This is a genomic window from Dawidia soli (assembly GCF_018598185.1).
Taxonomy (GTDB): domain Bacteria; phylum Bacteroidota; class Bacteroidia; order Cytophagales; family Cyclobacteriaceae; genus Ohtaekwangia; species Ohtaekwangia soli.
Genome location: NZ_JAHESC010000009.1, coordinates 33,764 through 57,128 on the forward strand (window position 1 = coordinate 33,764; position 23,365 = coordinate 57,128).

Annotated in this window: 20 protein-coding genes; 5 read left to right on the forward strand and 15 right to left on the reverse strand. The window is 53.5% G+C overall.

What is annotated here, in order from left to right; all coding sequences use genetic code 11:
• Positions 1-6 precede the first annotated feature (6 nt).
• The 12 genes from KK078_RS08080 to KK078_RS08135 form a co-directional block, all read right to left on the reverse strand.
• Positions 7-3,156 (reverse strand): nSTAND1 domain-containing NTPase, encoded by a 3,150-nt coding sequence (locus KK078_RS08080; protein WP_254089746.1) that lies wholly within the window; start codon positions 3,154-3,156, stop codon positions 7-9.
• A 198-nt stretch (positions 3,157-3,354) separates the two neighbouring features.
• Positions 3,355-3,699, reverse strand: a complete 345-nt coding sequence (rplT, locus tag KK078_RS08085) for a 50S ribosomal protein L20 (RefSeq protein WP_254089747.1) — start codon at positions 3,697-3,699, stop codon at positions 3,355-3,357.
• An 81-nt stretch (positions 3,700-3,780) separates the two neighbouring features.
• Positions 3,781-3,975: a 50S ribosomal protein L35 gene (gene rpmI, locus KK078_RS08090; RefSeq protein WP_254089748.1), complete on the reverse strand. Its 195-nt coding sequence runs from the start codon at positions 3,973-3,975 to the stop codon at positions 3,781-3,783.
• Positions 3,976-3,996: 21 nt separating this feature from the next.
• On the reverse strand, positions 3,997-4,533 hold the full coding sequence (gene infC, locus KK078_RS08095; RefSeq protein ID WP_254089749.1) for a translation initiation factor IF-3: 537 nt from the start codon (positions 4,531-4,533) through the stop codon (positions 3,997-3,999).
• Between the two features lie 114 nt (positions 4,534-4,647).
• Entirely contained in the window at positions 4,648-6,585 is a 1,938-nt protein-coding gene (thrS, locus tag KK078_RS08100) for a threonine--tRNA ligase (protein WP_254089750.1), read from the reverse strand.
• A gap of 57 nt (positions 6,586-6,642) precedes the next feature.
• Entirely contained in the window at positions 6,643-9,138 is a 2,496-nt protein-coding gene (locus KK078_RS08105) for a DUF5686 and carboxypeptidase-like regulatory domain-containing protein (protein WP_254089751.1), read from the reverse strand.
• Positions 9,139-9,224: 86 nt separating this feature from the next.
• Positions 9,225-9,875, reverse strand: coding sequence for a SanA/YdcF family protein (locus tag KK078_RS08110; protein ID WP_254089752.1), 651 nt, complete (start codon positions 9,873-9,875; stop codon positions 9,225-9,227).
• A gap of 12 nt (positions 9,876-9,887) precedes the next feature.
• Positions 9,888-10,571, reverse strand: coding sequence for a TrmH family RNA methyltransferase (locus KK078_RS08115; protein ID WP_254089753.1), 684 nt, complete (start codon positions 10,569-10,571; stop codon positions 9,888-9,890).
• A gap of 28 nt (positions 10,572-10,599) precedes the next feature.
• Positions 10,600-11,907: a NupC/NupG family nucleoside CNT transporter gene (locus KK078_RS08120; RefSeq protein WP_254089754.1), complete on the reverse strand. Its 1,308-nt coding sequence runs from the start codon at positions 11,905-11,907 to the stop codon at positions 10,600-10,602.
• A 181-nt stretch (positions 11,908-12,088) separates the two neighbouring features.
• Positions 12,089-12,685, reverse strand: coding sequence for a bifunctional nuclease family protein (locus KK078_RS08125; protein WP_254089755.1), 597 nt, complete (start codon positions 12,683-12,685; stop codon positions 12,089-12,091).
• A gap of 79 nt (positions 12,686-12,764) precedes the next feature.
• Complete coding sequence (locus tag KK078_RS08130; protein ID WP_254089756.1) at positions 12,765-13,718, reverse strand: electron transfer flavoprotein subunit alpha/FixB family protein; 954 nt, start codon at positions 13,716-13,718, stop codon at positions 12,765-12,767.
• A 33-nt stretch (positions 13,719-13,751) separates the two neighbouring features.
• Positions 13,752-14,492: an electron transfer flavoprotein subunit beta/FixA family protein gene (locus KK078_RS08135; RefSeq protein WP_254089757.1), complete on the reverse strand. Its 741-nt coding sequence runs from the start codon at positions 14,490-14,492 to the stop codon at positions 13,752-13,754.
• Between the two features lie 174 nt (positions 14,493-14,666).
• Between KK078_RS08135 and KK078_RS08140 the strand changes: the two genes are divergently transcribed.
• A complete protein-coding gene (locus KK078_RS08140; RefSeq protein WP_254089758.1) occupies positions 14,667-14,978 on the forward strand; it encodes a tetratricopeptide repeat protein in 312 nt (103 codons plus the stop codon).
• Between the two features lie 3 nt (positions 14,979-14,981).
• On the opposite strand, the gene KK078_RS08145 is transcribed toward KK078_RS08140, so the two are convergent.
• Both KK078_RS08145 and dnaB read right to left on the reverse strand, forming a co-directional pair.
• Complete coding sequence (locus KK078_RS08145; protein WP_254089759.1) at positions 14,982-15,779, reverse strand: SprB repeat-containing protein; 798 nt, start codon at positions 15,777-15,779, stop codon at positions 14,982-14,984.
• Positions 15,780-15,850: 71 nt separating this feature from the next.
• Positions 15,851-17,380, reverse strand: a complete 1,530-nt coding sequence (gene dnaB, locus KK078_RS08150) for a replicative DNA helicase (protein ID WP_254089760.1) — start codon at positions 17,378-17,380, stop codon at positions 15,851-15,853.
• A 199-nt stretch (positions 17,381-17,579) separates the two neighbouring features.
• Here dnaB and KK078_RS08155 point away from each other — a divergent pair, with 199 nt between their 5' ends.
• Together KK078_RS08155 and KK078_RS08160 are read left to right on the forward strand one after the other, a co-directional pair.
• A complete protein-coding gene (locus KK078_RS08155; protein WP_254089761.1) occupies positions 17,580-18,953 on the forward strand; it encodes a UDP-N-acetylmuramate--L-alanine ligase in 1,374 nt (457 codons plus the stop codon).
• Positions 18,954-19,002: 49 nt separating this feature from the next.
• A complete protein-coding gene (locus KK078_RS08160; RefSeq protein ID WP_254089762.1) occupies positions 19,003-19,806 on the forward strand; it encodes a 3'-5' exonuclease in 804 nt (267 codons plus the stop codon).
• A gap of 98 nt (positions 19,807-19,904) precedes the next feature.
• Here KK078_RS08160 and KK078_RS08165 read toward each other — a convergent pair whose 3' ends face one another.
• A complete protein-coding gene (locus tag KK078_RS08165) occupies positions 19,905-20,705 on the reverse strand; it encodes a M48 family metallopeptidase (protein ID WP_254089763.1) in 801 nt (266 codons plus the stop codon).
• Positions 20,706-20,860: 155 nt separating this feature from the next.
• Here KK078_RS08165 and KK078_RS08170 point away from each other — a divergent pair, with 155 nt between their 5' ends.
• Positions 20,861-21,472 carry a fumarylacetoacetate hydrolase family protein gene (locus KK078_RS08170; protein WP_254089764.1) on the forward strand — a complete coding sequence of 204 codons (612 nt, stop codon included), beginning with the start codon at positions 20,861-20,863 and terminating at the stop codon, positions 21,470-21,472.
• Positions 21,441-23,357: a M23 family metallopeptidase gene (locus KK078_RS08175; RefSeq protein WP_254089765.1), complete on the forward strand. Its 1,917-nt coding sequence runs from the start codon at positions 21,441-21,443 to the stop codon at positions 23,355-23,357. The genes KK078_RS08170 and KK078_RS08175 overlap by 32 nt, the downstream gene beginning before the upstream one ends.
• Positions 23,358-23,365: the final 8 nt, after the last annotated feature.

Here is a 23,365-nt window from a genome sequence, read left to right on the forward strand (position 1 = left end):
TTCTGTTTAATGCGTGGCGGAAGGTCCCGGACAAGTGCTTTCATATGCGATCTGGTCGCCCACGTACTTTTGCCATTCGTCCTGGGTCATGTTCCGGGTCAGCACCGGGCAGATCCGGTTCGCCAGGTCTGCCGGCGACGTAGGCCACACCCGTATCTCCGACTCGCTGCATGCCGCAATGAGTAGGGACGATCCTTTGGCAAACGCAATATCCCAAACAAAGCCATTGTTGTTTTCCATTTCCACCGGCAGGTCTTCGGGATTGTTCAGCACATATAATTGCAAGCGCTTATCCAGACCGGCGCTGGCCAGGAGCTGTTCGTCGGGGCTGAACGCCACGTCGTTCACCCCGGCACGGTGCCCCGTGAATTGTCGTGTCTCCCGGGTGGCAAAATCGTAGAGCCGCACCAGCCCCCGACGGTTGGTCAGGTCGTCGACACCGTAGGCCAGGTAGTTGCCCGAAGGACTAAAGTTCACCGATAGCACACGGGTTGCCCCGTCGTCGGCCAACACGGTATACGTGTTTTTGATCAGATCGATCAGAACCACTTGTCCCGACCAGGCAGCGCCGGCCAGCATTCTGCCGTCGGCGCGAATGTTAATGGCCTTCAGCTCAAACGGCAGCGTGAGCAACACCTGGTTCTGCCCGGTCTGCGCATTCACCCGGCTGATGGTCTTCCCGCCGCTCGATACGATAAAGTCGCTGCTTCCCGGAATAAACTCGACATCGTTGGTAGCGCCCGAGAATCCTTTTATTACCTGCGCCCGGCCGCCACCCTTCAGCGTATACACCTGCAGGAATGTCGAGTCGCTGCCGTTGACCAGGTACACTTCGTCCTGGCTCATGGCAATCACCTTGCTGGGATAAGGCGTTACATAGCCGGTTACCGCATTGGTAAGCTTGTCATAGTCGCATTTGTAGATCCGGCCGTCTGCGCCGGCGGTAAAGAACGAGTTGTTCTTCTCCGATACTACCAGGGACCGCAGGTGCACCCGCGGCGGCCCTTGTATCTTCATGCCGTTGTAGCTGGCCCCCGAAAGTTTTGTCAGGGCGCTGTATAACCCACGGTAGATATAGGGGTCATACAACTTACCGCGGTAGCGGCTGTGAAAGATATACCCTTGCATGGCTTGCAAACCCGCCAGGTCTTTGTCGTCGTCTTCCTGTACGGATTTGGTTGCCAGGTTCTGCGCGATAGCCAGCATGTACAGGCCATTCGCCAGCTGATAGTTCAGCTCGGCCTCCTCCTTTTTCAGCTCGGCCAATTCGGCATTTTCTTTGGCGACCGTACCGGCAGCGATCGCGCGCTGCTCTTCGATACGCGCTTTTTCCAGCGCAGCTTCCGCCGCCCGTTTGGCTACCTCGAGCTCCTGAATGCTGCTGTGAAGCTCTTTGTTATAATTATCGGCCAGCTCGCGCGCCGAAATAGCATCTTGCTTCTGCCTGTCGGCTTCGGTCTTTTGTTTCAGTGCTTCCTCGCGTTGTACCTGGGCTTCGTTGCGTTGCACCTCGGCGTACCGACGGTCGGCATCGGCCTGTAGCTTTTGCAGGTATGCATATACGAAGAAGAGGATCGCCACGATGAAGGCTATACCCAGGATAACCGCCGTGGCGCGCGTGCGCCGCAGCACCCGGCGTTGCATCATCTCCAGGTTCTTGAGTTCGGCCTCGTAAGTAATGCGACTGGTATCCAGAAACACGATCGCCCGCTCGAAGGCCTCGTCGTAACGCTGGCCCCACTCGCGGGTCGGCTTCTGTTTCTTCTGCCAGTTCAAGGCCAGTTGCAGATCGGGCGGACGCCACAAACCGGTCTTGCCGATCTGATACATGGCCGCCGCTTCCGACAACCGTTTATACATCGCGGCCGACTCAAATTCGTCTTCCACCCATACTTCCAGGCGGTTCCAGATACGGATCAAGCTTTCGTGCGACAGCTCGATCATCGAGTTCTCCGTCAGCGGTATATGCGCAGCGGGCATCAGGAATGAACGCCCCGGCTTGCGGAAGTGCTCCACCACATGCATCGCTTCGGCTATACTACACTCGGCCAGCTGGGCGATAAGGCCCAACCGGGCCGGCCGGCGCATGCCGCGGTTCTCCTGGTTCTTTTCGGTAATGTTCTTGAATAAAACTTCGGCAATGACCTTGTCGCGCAGCGACAGTTCGTCAAACGCTTCGTTGGCGTGTTGCGACAACGCCTGCGCGATCCGGCCGATAGCGGTATAGTGGCGTATGTCCAGAGGCTCGCCGGGCTCATGGTTCAGGGCCCAGTAATCCCAGGTACGCATCAAGGCGTGTTGCAAAATGGGCAGCTGGTCCTGGTCATTGCCCATGTCGTTGAGCAAGCGTTTCACCAGACGTTGTGAGATCTGCCCGCCGGCAACGGCCGTGGGTCCCTCGATGGCCATCTTCTTTTGCTCGCGGGTCATCTGCGGCACCAGGTAGCTGCTGCTGTTGATCAACCGCGTAAGCCCGGGGAACGCCGCGCATTCGCCGATGAATTCCGAACGCATTGTAAAGGCAACATACACGGGTACCGTATCCTGTTTAACCGCCGTCAAAAACAGGTTTACGTAAAGCTGGGCATCGTTTTCCGCCACCTCGCCGTGGTCGTGGCGATGCCGCAATATCTCCTCGAACTGATCGACGAGGAAGAAGATGTTCTCTTGCTTGTCGGTTTGCAGGTAGCGCACGATTTCCAGCAGGCCCTCGGGGCCGCTGCGCAGCAAGGAACTTACGATCGCGCGATGCAAGATCACCTCATCGGTCGTAATGCGTTTGCTTTTCAGCATAAAGTCGATCACGGCATCTACCAGCCCGTCGATGGGCGCCGCTCCGGGGCGGGCGATCACAGCCCGCCAGGCAGGTCCTGAGTCGGTCACAAAACCACCGTACAACACGGGGATCAACCCACAGGCCATCAGCGACGACTTACCGCTGCCGGAATACCCCATGACCGTCACAAAACGGTTTTGTGCCAGCTGCTGCAGGATCTCGTTGATCTGCCCTTCGCGTCCAAAAAAAAGGTGACAATCTTCCAGCGAAAAAGGCCTCAAGCCCGGAAATGGATTCTCGGTGCGCAACCGGAGGTCGGAAACGACAGCGGGGTCCGAGGCAAAATCGGGGTCTTCGTTATGTAAGGGTCTATTTGGCATAGGAGGCTATCCCACCTGACACAGTAAAAGCTCGTACAAAGGATCAGGGACCTGGTATTTCACAGCTGGGAAAACTAGTCTATCTAAAAAAAAATGGGCTCAGTCGAAAAAATTCGATTCCGAATTAAAGCAATTTCCAGGAAATAAAAAAAGGGCCGAATGGCCCCTTTCTCAATAACACATGTATGGTAAGTATAATTACTTGACTTTTTTTACGATGGCTTCAAAAGCCGCCGGGTGATTCATGGCTAAGTCGGCCAGAACCTTACGGTTCAGATCGATACCACCTTTTTTGAGTTTACCCATGAGTTCGGAGTACGAAAGACCATGGATACGAGCTCCTGCGTTGATACGGGCAATCCATACGCCGCGGAATTCTCTCTTCTTCTGTTTGCGGTCACGGTACGCATACCCTAAACCTTTTTCAACGGCGTTCTTCGCTACCGTCCAAACATTCTTCTTACGGCCGAAGAAGCCTTTTGCGAGCTTCAAAATGCGCTTACGTCTTGCGCGGGAAGCTACATTGTTTACTGATCTTGGCATTTTACTTTACATTTTTTGGCTGATGGCGACTTCCTTAACGAAAGCTCTTATGGCCAGCATCCGGGTTAAACATTGAACCAATTAAAGAACGAGCATGGCTTTTACATTGGCCATATCCGCACTTGTAACCAGAGATTTGTTGCCCAGGCGTCTTTTCTGCTTGGTCTCCTTCTTGGTCAGGATATGGTTTTTGTAAGCACGCTTGTGCTTAATCTTACCAGAGCCAGTCACTTTAAAGCGTTTCTTGGCGCCTGATTTTGTTTTTAATTTAGGCATTGTATAAAAATTAATACTGTGTTATTTCTTTCCTGCCTTGGGCATGAGCATCATCCCCATCCGTTTACCTTCCAGCTTCGGCATTTGCTCAACCTTGCCATACTCTTCCAGTAACTGCGCAAACTTCAGCAAAAGGATCTCACCACGTTCCTTGTAAACAATGGAACGACCGGCAAAAAACACGGTCGCTTTTACTTTCGCGCCTTCCTGTAAGAAGGTAATGGCATGCTTCAGCTTGAAGTTAAAATCGTGATCGTCAGTATTGGGACCGAATCGGATCTCTTTGATCACGACCTTCACGGTCTTTGCCTTGATCTCTTTCTGTTTCTTCTTCTGCTCGTACTTGAATTTAGAGTAGTCAACGACCTTGCATACCGGCGGATCGGCATTCGGGGAGATCTCCACCAAATCCAAATTCTGCTCTTGAGCAAGGCGAATGGCCTGTTGGATCGGATAAACATCTACTTTAATGTTTTCTCCTACCACGCGTACACGTTGAGCGGTAATCCGCTCGTTGATACGATAAGGTTCCTCAGGCTTTTGGGGGCCCCTACGCATAGGTCTGCCAAAACTACCCCCGGGTCTGTTTGTGTTGGTGTTAATAATCAAAAATGTTTAAGTCCGAAAAAAAACAGGGTGCAAATATCGCTATTATTTCAGTTTTTCAAAATATCAATTTGGAGCAGCACACTCCAACCTGAACCTGTCCACAAAGTCACTTAGCAAAACACTATCTTGTTCGCCCTGACCATGCTGGCGGATGGCCACCTTCTGCTCGGCGACTTCCTTCTCGCCAACGATCAGCATGTAGGGGATCTTTTTGGTCTCGGCATCCCGGATCTTGCGACCGATCTTTTCGTCCCGATCGTCCAATAACCCTCTGATATCCTGACCTTTAAGCGTTTCGTAAACAAGTTTTGCATAGTCGTTAAAGCGCTCAGAAATGGGCAATACGGCGATCTGGTCGGGTGCCAGCCAAAGCGGGAAATTACCCGCACAGTGTTCTATCAGCACGGCAATGAAACGCTCCAGCGACCCAAAAGGTGCGCGGTGCAGCATCACCGGGCGATGTTTTTGATTGTCCGACCCGACATATTCCAGCTCAAAACGCTCCGGCAGATTGTAGTCTACCTGGATCGTACCCAGCTGCCAGCTCCGGCCAAGGGCGTCTTTTACCATGAAGTCCAGCTTCGGGCCATAGAAGGCCGCTTCGCCTTGAACAGCTACCGTCTTGAGGCCCCGCTCGTCGGCGGCCTCCTGGATCTGGCGCTCCGCCTGATCCCACAAGTGGTCCTGACCGATGTACTTCGCTTTGTTCGCCGGGTCGCGCAGTGACACCTGGGCGGTGTAGTTCTCAAATCCCAGCGATTTGAACACGTGCAGCACGAGGTCGATCACTTTCACGAACTCTTCCTTTACCTGCTCGGGACGGCAGAAGATGTGCGCATCGTCCTGGGTAAAGCCGCGCACACGTGTCAGGCCGTGCAGCTCACCGCTTTGCTCGTAGCGATATACCGTACCGAATTCCGCCAGGCGGATCGGCAGGTCGCGATACGAACGCGGTTTGGTCTTATAGATCTCGCAATGGTGCGGACAGTTCATGGGTTTGAGCAAAAACTCCTCTCCTTCATCCGGGGTGCGAATGGGCTGGAAGGAATCTTTGCCGTACTTCTCGTAGTGACCAGAGGTAACATACAGCGACTTGCTGCCGATGTGCGGCGTCACCACGGGGTCATAGCCCGCCTTGATCTGTGCCCGGCGCATAAACTGCTCGAGACGTTCGCGCAGGATCGTGCCCTTGGGCAACCACAACGGCAGGCCCATGCCGACACGCTCGGAGAAGGCAAAAAGCTCGAGCTCCCGTCCTAACTTCCGGTGGTCGCGTTTCTTGGCTTCCTCCAACAGGTGCAGGTACTCGTCCAGCTCCTTTTGTTTCGGGAAGGTTATACCGTAGATGCGGGTCAGCATCTTATTGTTCTCATTGTTACGCCAATATGCGCCGGCTACGTTTGTCAGCTTCACCGCCTTGATCAGGCCGGTGCCCGGAATGTGCGGCCCTTTACAGAGATCGGTAAAGTTGCCTTGCTGATAAAAGGTGATGGCGCCATCTTGCAGACCGTCGATCAGCTCAATTTTATAAGGATCGCCTTTCTTTGTAAAGAACTCCAGCGCTTCGGCTTTCGGCACATCGCGACGCTCGAACGTGCTGTTGCTCTTTGCCAGCTCCTTCATCTTGCTCTCGACGGCGGCCAGTTGCTCTTCCCCGAAAGGAATGCCGCCCAGGTCCACATCATAATAGAAGCCATTGGCAACCGCCGGGCCGGTACCAAATTTCACACCGGGATACAACGCTTCCAGTGCTTCTGCCAGCAAGTGTGCCGACGAGTGCCAGAATGCCATTTTTCCATTGGCATCGTTCCACGTCAGGATCTTTACAGCTGCATCGTGCTCGATTGGACGCCCCAGGTCCCAGACGTCACCGTTCACTTCGATGGCCAGGGCCACGCGGGCAAGGCCCTCGCTAATGGACGAAGCTATGGCCGCACCGTTAGTACCGTGTGGGTAAGTCTTTACTGTGCCATCCGGCAGGGTAATTCGTATATCACTCATATCGGTTGCAAATATGCGATTTTTACAGGCTCGTTAATAAAACATCAGACAACAAAATCACAATTGGAACTGAGCTGTAAATAAAACTCCAAATTTACGCGCATCCTTGTTGTCAAGGTAGGAAACGCGGTGAACAAAATCAACCCGTAAAAAGCGGAAGATGTTCTCCACGCCGTAGCCCAGCTCGACATACGGGCGACGATCTACGAAACCACCGGGTCTCAGCTCTTCATCGGTCGTCGAGGTGTTGATCAGCTCCTGGTTCGACTTGCGCAAGCCGCCCATGATCACGTTGGCCGTACCCAACAACCGCCACCGCAGCTTTTGAATCAACGGTATACGGTTCAGCAGGAAACCTTCCAGGTATTGGCGGTACTGCAGGGAAGCATAGTGATCGCTTACGAATTCCCCATAATTCATGAGGTTATAGGTAACAGCCGAATACAACGGCGACTGGTTACCCAAATGCAACACCAGCAACGGATACGGTAGGGTATCGAAGATATATTCACCTTGTATCGTGACGAGGGCCACTCCCAGCGGGCCGGTCTTGATGCGTTTGGCTACACTCAACCGCAGCTTGTCATACGAGAAGTCGCTCCCCCACAACCCTGAGAACCCCCGGGTATACCGCATCGTGATGATCGGCCACTTGGTGGTGCCCAGGCTAACCCGCTCATTGTCATTCTGTATGAACAGCTCGTCACGGGCAAACCGCGTTTCGGAGATCACTTCCGTGGCTTGAAAGTTCTGGTTAAACGCGACCGATACATCGGGGTCATCGAAATAGCCGAAGTCAAACGTAGGCTCAAAGGTCCAGTACTTGAGCATCAACTTTTGGGTAAAGCCCTTGAACAGCTCGCGCTGAAAGGTCACCTTATATTCGTCGCTATAGTAGCCGCGCCGGAAGTACCCCCAGCGGGAGGCTACCAGGAAGAGCGGGTTATCTTCCAGGTCATCTTCTTCTACCCCCAAACGGCGCAAGTCGCTCCGCGCGCGGAACGTCAGCGTGGTCCATCGCTGCCGTGACAGGATGGTCTGGACCGAGGCCATGTATTTCACCCGCGCGTCCCCGAATCCATATCCTAACTGGCCGGCGTAGACCCACTTCTTGCTGAAATCGATGTTGGTACGAAATCCACCCTGCACGCGCACGCCTTCGATGTCGTTCCAGGCAACAAGCCCCAGATACGGGCCAATGTCGACCTTGCCCACGTCATAGTAGCCATCGATGAACACCTTGATGATATCGGTGTAGGTCTTCACTACGGGAATGTTTTGCAAGGTATCGATCATCTTGTAAACATTCTTCTCGGTCTCGCTCAGCGGCTCATGGCGCAGGGTATCCCAATACACCTCGTCTTCGTACAGCCGCGAGTCTTCGGCCATGACGATCGGCCGCTCGTAAAACTTCAGCTCATGGGGTTTGTTCACCACGATGTTCTTATTGCTGGTATAGAACTTGGCCAGCATACCCGCCGAGTTGTTGGTGACCTCTCCTACATCGATCAGTACGCGGTTCTTTATCGGGATCCATGCGCCCAGCGGCGTCGGTGCCAGCTCTTGCTGAATGCGGATCTTCTCGATAAAGTTCAGGTTCGCTGCACGCCCCACAGAGGCGTCGATCTGCCGCAGCGCGTGCTCGTTCTTGGTGATCCAGATCGTGCCGGTAAAGGCCAGCTCCTGCGGGCTGCGCGGAAAAAAGTCGAGCCGGTAACAATAATCTTCGCCGATATACACACTGTCGGTCAGGTCGTATTCATAGTACAGGCGCCAACCATCGGCAATGGGCGACACAAACTCTTTGGTGACGATGGTCAGCCAGTTCTGGTAAAAGTTATACTCCTGGAACGACGACCCGATGAACTGGGTCACGACCGAACCGTCCTCAACCCCTACCCCATTGATCTTGGTCTTGAGAATATTCTCCCGGCGCAAAGAAGGATCGTCCCGATAATACAGCTTGGAAACACTTTCGGAAATAAACAACGGCAAGATCGGCTTGCCGTCGTCACCCGCGATGCGCTCCACGCTGTCCAGCACCTGGCTGATCTTCTTCATCACTTTCTTCTGGCGAAGCTTCTCGGAAATGTTATCGACGTCAATCTCGATCTTGGTATAGGTATCGTATTCATACGCGGTCAGCTTGCGTTTGTCGTTCTTGCTTTTGTTGCGTACGACCTCGCGGAGAATGGCATACGCGGGGTTTTCGCCCGCGTTGATCACCACCTCCTGCAGGCTGGTGGCGTCTTCCTCCAGTTGAAGATTGACGGTTTGCACGCCGCCTTTGGCGACGGCCTTCTTTTTGGGCTTATACCCAATGTAGGACGCCACGATGGTATCGCCGGGAGTGGCGGTTTTGATCGTAAAGTTTCCATCAAAGTCGGTGGTCGTTCCGATCGTGGTACCGTCATAGATGACATTGACAAACGGAATGGGATCGCCGGTGTTGACATCGGTTATTTTTCCTTTTACAACGGTTTCCTGCGCACGAACAAGGCCGGCGGTACACAAGGTTAACAAGACAAAAAAAACAGATCGCTTTAAAAACATGCAGTTCAGCGCATTACGCACAAATGGCGGTTTAACAAAATTAGCGAATTATACGAAGACGGATGCTCATGTACAAACGGCACCGTTTAGCGGTTCAGCTTCTCTTTGCGGCCCATAAAACGGGGTTCCGTTTTCAACACGTAAAGGTCCAGCACGGCCTTGGTACGGGCCAGGTATTCCCGCAGGCGAACCTTAAAGGAATACTCGAAGTCAGGCTCGTCAGCGACCATAGCCACAGCATCGATATCGTAATATTGGCTAATAAACAATGCCCGGTAGCTGTGAAACGGCTGGGTAATGATCGTGATCCTGTCCTGACCGAAGATCTTTTGGCACCGTACGACCGAATCCAGGGTTCGGAGCCCGGCATAGTCCAGGGTGATGGCGGTTTCTGGAACGCCGAGCTTCATCAGCGCCTTGCGCATGGCCACCGGTTCGTTGTAAAACCGCGAGCGGTTGTCACCACTCAGAATAAAGTGATCGATCTTGCCCATGCGGTAAAGCTCCGCGGCAGTCTCCATGCGTTTCTCAAAAAAAGGATTGGCTTTGCCCCCTGCAAGCTTGTGGCTTGTGCCTAATACCAATGCCACCCGGTGGGCCGGCAGCTTCTGCAGGTCTTCATATACGCGGCTCTCCGTACTTTTGACAATCCAAACGTTGCACACAACCAGGAAAACCAAAAACAGGCAGCACAACCCGATAATAATTCTCTTCAGCCACCGCATTACAATAGACATTCGTAAACAAAGCTACTGAATTGTGCGTAAAAATTCGCGTTCAATGACATCGGACTTGCGCACCATTTTCCGGAACCAATGCAACCGTATGATCTGCTTTTCTTGTTCGGAAAGCCGGAAATTGAAATCCGATTGGTGCAGCTTGGTAATCAATACATTCAGACACATGGCCACACTGACGGAGATGTTCAGGCTCTCGGTAAAACCGTACATCGGGATCCGGATGCGCTGGTCGGCATGCTCCCGTGCATAGGGTGATATACCGCGCAGCTCGTTGCCGAACAGCAGGGCCACTCGTCCGGCGGTGATGTCCACATCGTGAATCGATACACCGTCTTCGTCGGGGTCAGCCACCATGATCCGGTAGCCGGCCGCCTTCAGCCGTTTAAAGCAGACCTCGGTGTTGTTTTCCTCCTGCGACCGGTAGCGCTCCAGGTTCAGCCACTTGTAGGAGCCTTTTAATACCCTGACGTTGAGCTGGTACTTTGCCAGGTTCTCAACAATGTGTACATCCTGTAACCCCATACACTCGACGGTGCGGATCACGGCGCTCGCATTCTGCGACTGGAAGATATCCTCGAGCATAACCGTTACGTGACGGGTACGATCGTTCAATACCTTTTCCATGACTTGTTTCTTGTGCTCCGAAACAAACTGCTCCAGGTGGTGCAATACACGAATGTCGGCGTCGGTCATGAAGTATAAGAATAAGGGAAAAACACAGTTAGAAAAGTGCGCCGGCAATCGTCGCGGTCATCATGGTGGCGAGCGTCGCGGCAATCATGGCGCGCATGCCTAACCGCGAGATGTCGGCCTGGCGTGTCGGTGCCATGCCGCCCGTACCACCGATCTGAATGGCAATGGAGCTGAAGTTGGCAAACCCACACAAGGCATAGGTGGCGATCAGAATGGACTTGTCACTGAGCGTGCCGGCCGCCTTCATGGTGCCCAGGTCGAAATAGGCAATAAACTCGTTGATCACCATCTTCTCTCCCAGCAAACTGCCGATGGCCAGGCTCTCTTCCCAATTCACGCCGATGGCGAAGGCAAAGATACGAAACACCTGCCCCAGTATATACTGTAACGAAAAGGCCTTAAATGTGCCGTTGGTACTTTGCTGGATAAGCTCGTTCAAGCCGGTATAGTGACCTATAAAATCCTCCAATACCCAGTTGACGGCATAGATCACGGCAATGAAGGCCAGCAACATCGCCCCGATATTCAGCGCTAGCTTCAGACCGTCGGCGGCCCCGGTAGCGATCGCATCGATCAGGTTGACACTGGTCGTTTCTTTGGTAAGCTTCAGGGATTGATCGATCGACCCGCGCTCCGGCAAAAAGAGCTTGGCCATCACCACTGCCGCCGGCGCGCTCATGAGCGAGGCGGTCAGCAGGTAGGTTGCAAAACGGGTTTGCTCGGCAGCGTCACTGCCGCCGAGGAAGGATACATAGGCGCCAAAGACACTGCCGGCAATCGTCGCCATGCCACCCACCATGAGGCAGTGCAGCTCCGACTGTGTCATGCCGGGTATAAAGGGTTTCACCAGCAGCGGCGCCTCGGTCTGGCCCATAAAAACATCGCCGGCAATCGACAGGCTTTCCGCTCCCGACATCCGCATGGTGCGGGTCATGACCCAGGCAAAGGCGTATACGATCTTCTGCAAAATACCGAGATGGTATAGTCCTGCCGTAAAGGCCGAAAAGAAAATGACGGTAGGCAATGTTTGAAACGCAAACAGAAAACCCAGCGAGTGCCGCACGCCGGGAACATTGTCGGAGTTTTTAGACAGGTCGCCGTAGAGGAACTCTGCGCCCTTTTGGGCAAAGCTTAAAAAGGTAATGAACTGGGCGCTGACGTATTCAAAGGCGCTTTGTACAAAGGATACCTTGGCGATCAGCAGGGCAAATACAACTTGCAACGCAATGCCGGCACCGACAAGGCGCCAGTTGATGGCCTTCCGATCGGCCGAAAAAAGGTAGGCTATGCCTACGATAAAAACCAGGCCTCCCAGGGCACGCAAATAATCCTCCATAACGTTGGGCAAGAACTTCTGTTTACATAAAAAGCTTAAAGCCGAACGCGTTTTCTTTCAGCCTTAAGCTTTTCTGTAAACCGGTAATTCTTAAAAGTTTAGGTGTATACTATAGGTTCTTGAGACACTTTCCGGCACTGCGCCTGGTTGTTGATACCGCGAAGGTGTTTCGGCTGCACAGCTAGTTTCGTTTGCTCAGCTCGTCGCGGATCTTGGCGGCGCGCTCGTAATCTTCCTTGTCGATCGCCTCCTTCAACAACTCGTTGAGCTTGTCTACGGTGTAGTTCTTGAAGTCGTCTTTGCGCACGGGCTCTTTTTTGATCTTGGCTTTTTCAATCTTGGGCTCGGGCTTATCTTCTTCTGCCTCGTCGGTCAGCACGATGCCTGCCTCGGCCAGAATGTTCTCGTAGGTGTAAATGGGAGAATCAAACCGCAGGCCGATGGCGATAGCATCTGACGGGCGCGCATCCACCTCTGTTTTTTTCAAACCGTCTGAACAGACGATCTTGCCAAAGAATACACCTTCCTTCAGATCGGAGATAATGATCTCTTCTACCGTAAAGTGGAAGTTGTTGGCAAAGGCCTTGAACAGGTCGTGGGTCATCGGGCGGTTGGGGATGATCTTCTCGATCTCGATGGCGATGGCTTGCGCTTCAAACATGCCAATGATGATCGGAAGTCGGCGGTTGCCTTCTGTTTCTCCCAGCACCAACGCAAATGAACCGGCCTGGGACTGACTGGACGAAAGCCCTAATATTTCGAGTTTGATTTTTTTCACTTCTACTTAAATCTCTCCTGTACTGCGTTTCTTCTTACAACTTACGTAAATCGGCCGATTAGGCACTACTCCACCCTCATTATTTTGCGGCCTTCAGGGCCTCGGTCAGCTTGGGGATGACCTCAAAAGCGTCACCCACGATGCCGTAATCCGCAGCCTTGAAAAACGGTGCCTCGGCGTCTTTATTAATGACCACAATGTATTTGGAAGAATTGACACCTGCCAGGTGCTGAATGGCACCCGAAATACCCACCGCGACGTACAGTTGAGGCGCTACTTTCACACCGGTCTGTCCCACGTGCTCGTGGTGCGGGCGCCACCCCATGTCAGACACGGGCTTGCTGCAACCGGTGGCGGCATGCAACACTTTCGCCAGGTCTTCCAGCATACCCCAGTGTTCCGGGCCTTTCATGCCACGGCCACCCGATACAACGATGTTGGCTTCCGGCAGCAGCACCTCGCCGGTGGCTTTTTCAGAAGACAGTATCTTAACAGCAAAGTCCGTGTCCGGTACCGACACCGTGTATGGTGTAACCGATGCCGTACTGCCCACTTCTTTTGCTTCGGCAGCATTCTTTTTCAAGCTGATGACCTTTTTGGCATTGTTCAATGCCACGTTGGCAAAGGCTTTACCCGTATAGATACTACGCTTTACGACGAAGCCCGCGGAGGTATCGGGCAGTGATACGACGTTAGAAGCCAGGCTGGAACCTGTGCGTGCGGCTACGCGCGCCGCCACGGGTGTTCCCAGCGAGGAATCCGCCAGCACCAATATGTCGGCTTTCTCATCGGCCAGGGCCTGCGTTAATACCGAGGCATAGGCCTGGATCACGCCCTGGTTAAACTTGCTATCGGCTACGTGCAGCACCTTCTGCGCTCCATATTTTCCGAGCGACTCCAGCTCTGCCGTGTCTACTGCCCCCAGGGCGATGGCTGTTACCGATGCGCCCAATGCGTGCGCATAGGCTACCGCCTCCAGGGATGTCTTCTTTATTTTACCTTCTGCACTCTCTACAAAAACAAGTGTTGGCATACAGTATATAGCGTTTACAAGTGATGGATGAAATCAAATAACTTTTGCTTCGTTCTTGAGCAGGTTGACCAGTTCGGCTACATTGTCGGCCGGGATCATTTTCACCGCGCCCTTCGGCGGCGGCAACTCGAACTTGTGAAGCTTCACGCCGCTGTCGGCCGTCTTCGGCTCTACCACTTTGAGCGGTTTTGTGCGGGCTGACATGATACCGCGCATGTTGGGGATCTTCCATTCGGCGATGGGCTCCTGGCATCCGGCGACGAGCGGCAGCGATACCTCTACTTCTTCTTTACCACCTTCGATCTCGCGGGTAAGCTTGGCGACGGTACCCGAAAGCTCCAGCTTCATGACCGGTGATACCGACGGGATGCCGAGCATCTCTCCCACCAGGCCGTGCACCACGCCGCCGTTAAAGTCGATCGACTCACGTCCCATTAATATAAGTGTATAATTTCCAGCCTTGGCCTCTTCGGCAATCTGTGTAGCGACGAAGAACGAATCGGCAGGCTCTGCGTTTACGCGAATGGCATCATCGGCACCGATGGCCAGCGCCTTGCGGATCGTCGGCTCGGTATCTGCAGGTCCTACGTTCAATACGGTAACGGTAGTGCCCGCATGGGCCTCTTTCAACTCGATCGCACGCGCCAGGGCGTAGTCGTCATAGGGGCCAATAATAAATTGAACACCTGACGGATCAAATTTTGTGTTGCTCTCTATAAAGTTGATTTTGGATGTGGTATCCGGAACATGGGTTATACAGACTAAAATCTTCATCTTGCTCTAAATCAGGATGTTCGAAACTATTTTTTGAGAAACAGGGCCAAGATACAAAAAACCACTTTCCCAACGCTAAACCACCCGCAAATTTCAAAATGCCGCTCTCTTCGTCGAAACATTTCGGCGGAAAGGTTTTATTCCTGGATTTTGTTTGTTACTTGGCACCTACATATGACCCGTCTCGAACAACTTCGGAAATTTTTAGAGGACGATCCAGGCGATCCGTTCAATATCTATGCGTTGGCGTTAGAGTATCAAAAGACAGACCACAGCATTGCGCTTCGCCTGTTCAAACAACTCGTGCTCGAACACCCCGACTACCTGGCTACTTATTATCATCTGGGCAAACTTTATCAGTCGTTGGAGCAGAAGGATAACGCCATCAAGGTCTTTAACGCCGGCGTTGAAAAGGCGCGCGCGCAACGCAACTCCAAAGGCCTTCAGGAATTACAGAATGCCCTGCAGGAAGTACTTTTCGACTAACGCTTAGTTATTCGGGGCGCCGTCGTCCACCCAGCAACCGATCTTGTCGATGTCGCTCTGTTTCAAGGGTGTACCGTCATACGGCATGCGCCGGTCCTGCGTCATGGACTTGATCTCTCCGGCATAGGACTTCGCCTTGTTATAGTCGCGCAGGTCGGGACGCGATGAGCCGTTGTGACAGCCGGTTATCGCACAAGAGGTCTTTATCACCGGAAGAATATCTGCAGACCAGCTGGTCCCGGTGATGCCGCGCGGCACCGTCACGTGCAACGACACGATGCAATCCTGTCCATCGCGTATGGTAACGGTATGATCGCCATGGCTTACGGCCATAAAGGTACTGGTCTCGTTGAAGTTGCCGTTGTCCAACTGGTAGGCATAGGGTGGATTCACCTCTTCTACCATCAGCACGATGACGCCACTATTACCTTCGCATACACTGTCTTTGGTCACATCGGCGGTAAAGGTGAAATCTTCCGCCTCCACGGTTACATTGGTGATGAGCGTATCGCACCCGTTGGCATCGACAACGCCCACGGAGTAGATACCCGCTGTCAGATCCTGAAAATCGCCGGAGCCTTGTGCGGCGTTGTTCAATAAGTAGGTATAGGGCTGCTCTCCGCCTGCCGCAGTCACGTGTATACGGCCATCGCGCGCGCCACAGGTACTTGCCGGAACCACAGACGCCAGTGTCAGCGACGGGCCGGCCAGGGCGCAGTCGATCACGGGCTTGTCCAGGTCGTGGTATACGCAGCTTGTCAGCAGGAAAAGGAAATAAAAGAAGGAAAAACGCTTTCGCATATACCGCCAAAGGTACGGCGAATAATGCTTCCGGCATAATGCACCGGTAGCGGTGGCATCGGCATTACCGCTTAAAACGGCGTCTCGTCATCGTTGACTGACGGTGGCGGCATCGACGGCATGTCGTCGCCCAACGTATTGAGGCGGCTTTCGCGCGTTACCATGCCTCCCCCAAACGGGTTGTCGTACGACGCCGGGCCGTCGAGGTCGGCGAACTTGGTATACTTACCGATAAATTTCAGCTTCACATTGTCGGTCGAACCGTTCCGGTGCTTGGCAATGATCACCTCGCCGGTGCCTTGTGTCGGCATACCGTCTTCGTCTACCGTGATCTTATAGTACTCCGGACGGTACAAAAACATTACGATGTCGGCGTCCTGCTCGATGGAGCCCGATTCACGCAAGTCAGACAGCTGCGGGCGTTTATCGCCGCCGCGGGTCTCCACACTACGACTCAACTGCGACAGGGCCAGTACCGGCACGCTCAGCTCCTTGGCAATACCTTTCAGGGACCGGGAGATCGACGCGATCTCCTGCTCGCGGTTACCGCTCTGCTCGCCTTTCATGAGCTGAAGGTAATCGATCACGACCAGTTGCACGCCGTGCTCCGCTTTCAAACGGCGGCACTTGGCACGAAGCTCCAGGATGGAAAGGGCCGGCGTGTCGTCGATAAAGATCGGCGCGGTGGTGAGCTTGGTCGTTTTGTGTACCAGCTGCTTCCACTCGTGATCTTCCAGGTTGCCTTTCTTGATCTTTTCACTCTCCAGCTCGGCCTCGGCTGCGATGAGACGATTCACGAGCTGGATCGAAGCCATTTCCAGCGAAAAGATCGCTACGGGTATTTTAAAGTCAACGGCGGCATTGCGCAGCGCCGATACCACAAACGCCGTCTTACCCATACCCGGGCGGGCGGCGATAATAACGAGGTCGGAACGCTGCCAGCCGGAGGTGAGACGGTCGAGGGCGGTAAAGCCACTGGGTATACCGGTCAGGCCGTCTTTATGTTCGCGCAGCATTTGAAGTTCCTGAATGGCTTGCGCCATCAGGTTTCGCATGCTGTCATAATTTTTCCGCAGGTTGGCATCCGAGATCTCGAAGATGGCGCTCTCGGTCTTGTCGAGCAGCTGGAAGACGTCGGTCGTATCTTCGTACGCATCGTTCTGGATCTTCGACGCTACTTCGATCAGCTCACGCTTGATGGCCATCTCGAGGATAACCCGGGCGTGGTACTCGATGTTGGCGGCAGAGCTTACTTTGGAGGTCAGCTCGGCGATATAATAGGCGCCCTCGATCTGCTCAAGCTTGCCGCTTTTGCGCAATTGATTTACCACGGTGCGCATATCGACCGGCTCGGAAGCCTTAAATAGCTCAAGCACAGCCTCGAAGATCACTTTATGTTTTTCCACATAGAAGTGCTCGGGCTTTAAGAACTCAACCACAGCGTTAAGCGCATTTTTCTCGAGCATCACGGCGCCGAGTACCGCTTCCTCCAGATCAAGTACCTGAGGTGGTAATTTGCCCAAGCCAGCCGAGATGTCTCTCTGCGCCAACTTGTTAGTTCTATTACCAAACCTCAGGGACGTCGATCTGTCTTGCTCCATACAGTGGTTGTTGTACGTGTTTAATTTTTTAGGGGGGACAAACGTACGATACGCGCGTGTCACTATCTACACAACTTATTAACAAGTTACCAACAATAACGTCACACGTGTGAATAAAGTGCAATCCGCGGCGCTTCGGGGGCGAATTTGTATGCCAGCAACATTTTCATTTATTTTAAAACCGGATTTAGTTTTTTACATGCACCCGAAAAAGCAGAAGATACATTTTATCGCGATTGGTGGCAGCGTGATGCACAGCCTGGCCGTCGCTCTTAAAGAAGCGGGACACCATGTTACGGGATCAGACGACGAGGTATTCGAACCTTCCCGCGGCACTTTAGCAAAGCACGGCTTATTACCTGAAAAAGAGGGATGGGTACCCGAGAAGCTCGATGCATCAATCGACCTGGTGATCCTTGGAATGCACGCGCGTCCGGACAACCCCGAGCTGCTCCGGGCCCAAGAGCTCGGCCTGGCGATTAAGTCTTTTCCCGAGTACATATACGAGCAATCCATCGATAAGCAACGTGTCGTCATCGCCGGCAGCCACGGCAAGACCACCATTACGGCCATCGTACTGCACGTGCTGAAATACTTCCACCGCGACTTTGACTATGTTATCGGCGCGCGCATTGCCGGGCTGGAGCACACCGTGAAGCTTTCCCAGGCTCCGGTCATTGTGATCGAAGGTGACGAATATCCTTCTTCTGCCCTGGACCCGACACCGAAGTTCCTGCGCTACCAGCACCACGTCGGCGTGATCAGCGGCATCTCCTGGGACCATGTGAACGCCTTCCCGTCGGAGGAGGACTATGTAAAACAGTTCGACATCTTTGCCGACAATACCCCCAAGGGTGGCATCCTGATCTATTCGGAACAGGATTCCCTGGCCTTGATGATCGGCAAGAAGGAGCGCGAAGGGATCGTGCAAGTGGTGTATAAAACCCACGCGCATACACAGGATGCCAACGGCAACTGCTTCCTGACCAACGCCAAAGAGCGTCATCCCATTCAACTTTTTGGCAACCACAACTTCCAGAATCTGAGCGCCGCCAAAGAGGTGCTGAAAAAGATCGGCATTACACCCGAGCAATTCTTCCAGGCCATCCCGAGCTTCAAAGGGGCCGAAGGCCGTCTGGAAAAGATCCACGAGAATGGCTCGACGGCGGTCTATAAAGACTTCGCGCATGCGCCGTCCAAAGCGAAAGCAACCGTGAAGGCACTCAAGGAAATATTCCCGTCGCGCGAGCTTGTGGCCTGCCTGGAGCTGCATACGTACAGCAGCCTGAATAAAGATTTTCTTCCTAACTACAAGGACAGCCTGAAGGCCGCCCAGCTTCCGATTGTATATGTAAACCCCGAGAAGACAAAAGCCAAAGGGCTGGAGGCGATTGCGGAAGCCGATATACGGTCGGCCTTTGGGTTGCCGACGCTGCAAGTCTTTACCGAAGCAGCGAAGCTGGAACAGTACCTGCTGCAACAGTCGTGGAAGAACAAAAACCTGCTCATTATGAGCTCTGGCAACCTGGGAGGAATTGATGTGCACACGCTTGCTGAAAAGATCATAGCCTAGCGTTGATAGCCGGTATCGCTTCGTTTGTAGACAACGTTATTGTATTTGTATGAAACTCAATCTTCGCAACCCGCTTTGTTTCTTCGACCTGGAAACTACGGGCATCAACATTGCCCAGGATCGGATCCTGGAGATCGCAGTCATTAAGATGATGCCAAACGGCGAGATCCACCGGAAGTCCAATGTACTGAACCCCACGATCCCCATTCCACCGGAGTCGTCGGCTATTCACGGCATACGCGAGGAGGATGTCGCCGGCAAACCCACCTTTAAGGAGGTAGCGAAAGAATACGCGAAGTTTCTGGAAGGCGCCGACCTGGCCGGGTTCAATGTATTGAAGTTCGATGTACCTGTACTCGTGGAAGAGTTCCTGCGGGCGGGCGTTGAGTTTGACTACAGCCGCAAAAAGATCATCGATGCACAGAAGATATTCCACCTCATGGAAAAGCGGACCCTATCGGCCGCGTATAAATTCTATGTGGGCAAGGAACTGATCGACTCGCACACCGCCGAAGCCGACACCGAAGCAACGATGGAAGTGTTTCTCGCCCAGGTTGAACGTTATGAAGGCAAACCTGTAACGGATGGGCTGAACCGTCCGCTGGGTGAGATCCGGAATGACATGGAAGTGCTGGCCAAGCTCACCAGTGCCGACATGGTGGACCTTGCGGGCCGCATGATCATGAACGACAAAGGCCAGGAGGTCTTCAACTTTGGCAAGCATAAGAACAAGGCTGTCATGACCGTATTTAAAGAAGAACCCGCGTACTACGACTGGATGATGAACGGCGACTTCTCGCTGGACACCAAACGCAAGCTGACCGAGATCAAGCTACGCAACTTCCGGAAATGACGCTGCCGTAGCGCCACCATAAAAAAGGCTGATGCTGTCCACGACAACATCAGCCTTTTCTTTTTTGAAAGCAGTCGATCCTTATGGATCGACTATCATCACTGCTTCTTATAATATTTCATGGCTTCGGGGATCCAGCCTTGCAGGTCTTTCACACGCGTACCGTGCGACGGGTGCGTCGACAGGAATTCCGGAGGCTCCTGGCCACCACCCGCGCCGCTCATGCGTTGCCAGAACGCAGGGGCAGCGTTGGGATCGTAGCCGGCCATTGCCATAAAGATCAGCCCGATGTGATCGGCCTCGGATTCGTGCTCGCGGCTGAACTTCAGCATGCCCACGTTCGTACCGGCACCGATCGCCTGCATCAGCAGATCTTTACCGGCCGTCGGGTTTTGTCCCAGCACGGCGCCCAGTGTGCTCAACCCGTACTGGGCGATCATCGACTGGCTCATACGCTCCCGGCCATGGTTGGCGATGGCGTGCGCCACTTCGTGGCCCATGACGACGGCTACACCGGTTTCGTCTTTACAGATCGGCATGATGCCTGTATAAAAGGCTACCTTTCCCCCCGGCATACACCAGGCGTTCACCGTCTTGGGATCGTCGATCAGGTTGAACTCCCAGGCGAAGCCCGAGAGCTCCGACGAGGCGCCTTTATCGCGCATATATTGTTCCACTGCCTTTTGAATCCTCGCACCCACACGTTTCACCATCTGCGTCTGCTCCTGGTTGGTAGAGATGGGGCCTTTTTTGAGAACCTCGGTATACTCTTTATTGGCCATCGGTATAATTTCACTATTCGAAACCAGGCTCAACTGGCTCCGGCCGGTCACTGCCACCTTGCTACAGGCATACAGCACGCTGAGGACAGCTGCAAAAACGATTACTTTTTTCCACATAAGGGTTAAATTTATTTTGGACAAAAATACAAATCCCCACCATGATTGTTTCATAAATTGAGGCCGAAAGATTAGTCGCCCGTGCTGCTGTTACCGGTATGCATACCCGGGTCAACCCTTTCTGAAATGTATTGACTATCAACTAAAACCGTACCATGAGAATCTTCGCGATCGGCCGGAACTATGCCGAACACATCAAGGAATTGAACAACGAGCGCCCCGACGAACCGGTCATTTTTACCAAGCCCGATACAGCCATTCTCCGAAACAATGCTCCCTTCTACTATCCTGAGTTTTCCCAGGACATTCACTATGAAGTCGAGCTCGTACTGCGTATTTGCAAGGAAGGCAAGAATGTTGAACCCAAGTTCGCGAGCAAGTATTACGACGCCATTGGTATCGGCATAGATTTTACGGCGCGTGACCTGCAACAGAAGGCGAAAGAAAAGGGTCTGCCGTGGGACATTGCCAAAGGCTTCAACGGTTCAGCGCCGATAAGCGATACGTTTCTTCCGGTAGGTAATTTTGATCTGAACAATATTAACTTCCGTCTGACCATCGACGGAGAATTAAAACAACAAGGCAATACGAGCCTTATGCTTTTTAACTTCGATTTTATAATTTCGTACGTATCGAAATTTTTTACACTGCGCACAGGAGATTTGATTTTTACGGGCACTCCCAAGGGTGTAGGTCCGGTGAAGGTTGGGAATGTGCTATCCGCATATATTGAGAATGAGAAACTATTGGAGTTCAGCATTAAATAAAATTACCACGGCGGCCTTTGTTGCCGTGACCTTGTCGTATCACGCCCGGGCGCAGAGCGAGTCGTTCCTGTACCCGGTGCACCCGGGCCAGCCCGGCTCCCTGGCGGGCACCATGGGCGAGCTCCGCACCACACACTTCCACTCCGGCATCGACATTCGTACCAACAACATGACGGGGTACCCCGTGGTCGCCTCCAAGAGCGGTTATATCTCGCGTGCTTCCATGGGGTCGTCCGGTTACGGCAATGTGTTATACATTACCCATCCCGACGGGTACACGACGCTGTACGCACACCTCGAAAAATTCCTCGGCGCGGTCGCGCAACACGTGTTGAGCGAACAATATAAACTCAAGTCAGGCGAAATAGACCTCTTCTTTCAACCCGGTCAGTTTCCGGTCAGGCAAGGTGAGCTGATCGCCCTGTCGGGTAACTCCGGCTCTTCGGGCGGGCCCCATGTGCACTTCGATATTCGCGATCCCGACAACTATGCCGTCGATCCGCTGAAGGTGGGCGCCTTCAAAGAGATTGCCGACAACCTTCCCCCCGCCCCCGAGAAGATCGCGCTGGTGACGCTGGATAAAAATGCGCGGATCAACGACAAGTTCGGCCGGTTCGAATTTTATGGCAGCAAGGTTGGCAAGGGCTATGCCATTACCACGCCGATCCTGGCCAGCGGCCTGATCGGCGTGGAGCTTCTGGCAAAAGACAAGCTGGCACCTCAAAGTCCGTTCTACGGTGGCGTAAATTACCTGGAGATGTGGGTCGACAGCGCGCTGGTCTTCAGCCAGGCGATCGACAAGATCGACCTGAACGAAACACGTGCCATCTATACGCTGATGGACTTCAGAACGATGCGCACCAAGGGCACACGCTTCTACAAACTTTATATCGAAGACGGCAATACCCTGAAGTTCTACGACAGCTCCCCTTCCAACGGCAAGATCGCGGTGAATCCCAACAAGCTCTCTACGGTGCAGATCCGTATGAAAGACAGCCGCGAGAACACCAGCGTGATCACGTTCAAGCTTCAGCCGAACCCCGTCACGCGCGAGGTGCCAACCCTCGAGCCGCTGCCGGCGACAACCGACGTCGCCTACGAGGTCATCGGCAACACACTGCAAGTAACTGCCCGGGGCGCCAAAGAATTTGCGAGCAAAGCAACGATCTATATTCGTGGTACCGTGACCGAAGCCGAGCCCGACTATGCCAACACCAATCGGAAAGTGTACCTGGTGGACTTACGCCGTGGCCTGCCCGATTCGATCGTTGTCAACAACAAGACCGTGTTGCCCGGACTGACCGCAACCATTCCCTCGGGGACCGAATACAAATATTACGGCGACGGTATGGACCTGCAGTTTCCGTTGGGTGCGTTGTATGACACGGCCTACCTTGGTACGGCGCATTTCCTGCGGGCCGGCAGTGAGGTATTTACGATCGGTACGCGTGTCATTCCGCTGCACAAGAGCATTACGGTGTCGCTCCAGACCAACAACACGTATCTTCCCAACGACCGGTGGGCGGTGTATCGCATTTCCGGGAAGTCGTACGCTTTTATCGGCGGCGAGTGGATCAACGACCGCATTCAGTTTACAACGCGCGAGCTGGGCGACTTTACCCTGTTGCGCGACGTAGCGCCGCCCACGATCCGGGCGATCTCGATCAACAACCAGACGGTTCGGTTCAAGATCCGCGACGAGCTGTCGGGCATTGCGTCCTTTCAGGCCACGATCAATGGTCAATGGTTGCTGATGCACTACGACAGCAAGATCGCAACCATCTGGTCCGAGCGACCCGACAAGGCGCCGCTGAAGGGCACTTTAGAGCTGGTGGTCACCGACAATGCGGGTAACAAGAGCACTTTCAAACAAACAATCCCCTAACCCCTATA

Bases quoted from the DNA above. Each gene is read 5' to 3' on its own strand.
- KK078_RS08105 (WP_254089751.1), bottom strand. From the start codon at position 9,138: ATGTTTTTAAAGCGATCTGTTTTTTTTGTCTTGTTAACCTTGTGTACC.
- infC (WP_254089749.1), bottom strand. From the start codon at position 4,533: ATGCGTAGGGGCCCCCAAAAGCCTGAGGAACCTTATCGTATCAACGAG.
- KK078_RS08175 (WP_254089765.1), top strand. From the start codon at position 21,441: ATGAGAAACTATTGGAGTTCAGCATTAAATAAAATTACCACGGCGGCC.
- KK078_RS08120 (WP_254089754.1), bottom strand. From the start codon at position 11,907: ATGGAGGATTATTTGCGTGCCCTGGGAGGCCTGGTTTTTATCGTAGGC.
- KK078_RS08130 (WP_254089756.1), bottom strand. From the start codon at position 13,718: ATGCCAACACTTGTTTTTGTAGAGAGTGCAGAAGGTAAAATAAAGAAG.
- KK078_RS08080 (WP_254089746.1), bottom strand. From the start codon at position 3,156: ATGCCAAATAGACCCTTACATAACGAAGACCCCGATTTTGCCTCGGAC.
- dnaB (WP_254089760.1), bottom strand. From the start codon at position 17,380: ATGGAGCAAGACAGATCGACGTCCCTGAGGTTTGGTAATAGAACTAAC.
- KK078_RS08135 (WP_254089757.1), bottom strand. From the start codon at position 14,492: ATGAAGATTTTAGTCTGTATAACCCATGTTCCGGATACCACATCCAAA.
- KK078_RS08110 (WP_254089752.1), bottom strand. From the start codon at position 9,875: ATGTCTATTGTAATGCGGTGGCTGAAGAGAATTATTATCGGGTTGTGC.
- KK078_RS08165 (WP_254089763.1), bottom strand. From the start codon at position 20,705: ATGTGGAAAAAAGTAATCGTTTTTGCAGCTGTCCTCAGCGTGCTGTAT.
- rplT (WP_254089747.1), bottom strand. From the start codon at position 3,699: ATGCCAAGATCAGTAAACAATGTAGCTTCCCGCGCAAGACGTAAGCGC.
- KK078_RS08115 (WP_254089753.1), bottom strand. From the start codon at position 10,571: ATGACCGACGCCGACATTCGTGTATTGCACCACCTGGAGCAGTTTGTT.
- rpmI (WP_254089748.1), bottom strand. From the start codon at position 3,975: ATGCCTAAATTAAAAACAAAATCAGGCGCCAAGAAACGCTTTAAAGTG.
- KK078_RS08160 (WP_254089762.1), top strand. From the start codon at position 19,003: ATGAAACTCAATCTTCGCAACCCGCTTTGTTTCTTCGACCTGGAAACT.
- KK078_RS08155 (WP_254089761.1), top strand. From the start codon at position 17,580: ATGCACCCGAAAAAGCAGAAGATACATTTTATCGCGATTGGTGGCAGC.
- thrS (WP_254089750.1), bottom strand. From the start codon at position 6,585: ATGAGTGATATACGAATTACCCTGCCGGATGGCACAGTAAAGACTTAC.
- KK078_RS08140 (WP_254089758.1), top strand. From the start codon at position 14,667: ATGACCCGTCTCGAACAACTTCGGAAATTTTTAGAGGACGATCCAGGC.
- KK078_RS08145 (WP_254089759.1), bottom strand. From the start codon at position 15,779: ATGCGAAAGCGTTTTTCCTTCTTTTATTTCCTTTTCCTGCTGACAAGC.
- KK078_RS08170 (WP_254089764.1), top strand. From the start codon at position 20,861: ATGAGAATCTTCGCGATCGGCCGGAACTATGCCGAACACATCAAGGAA.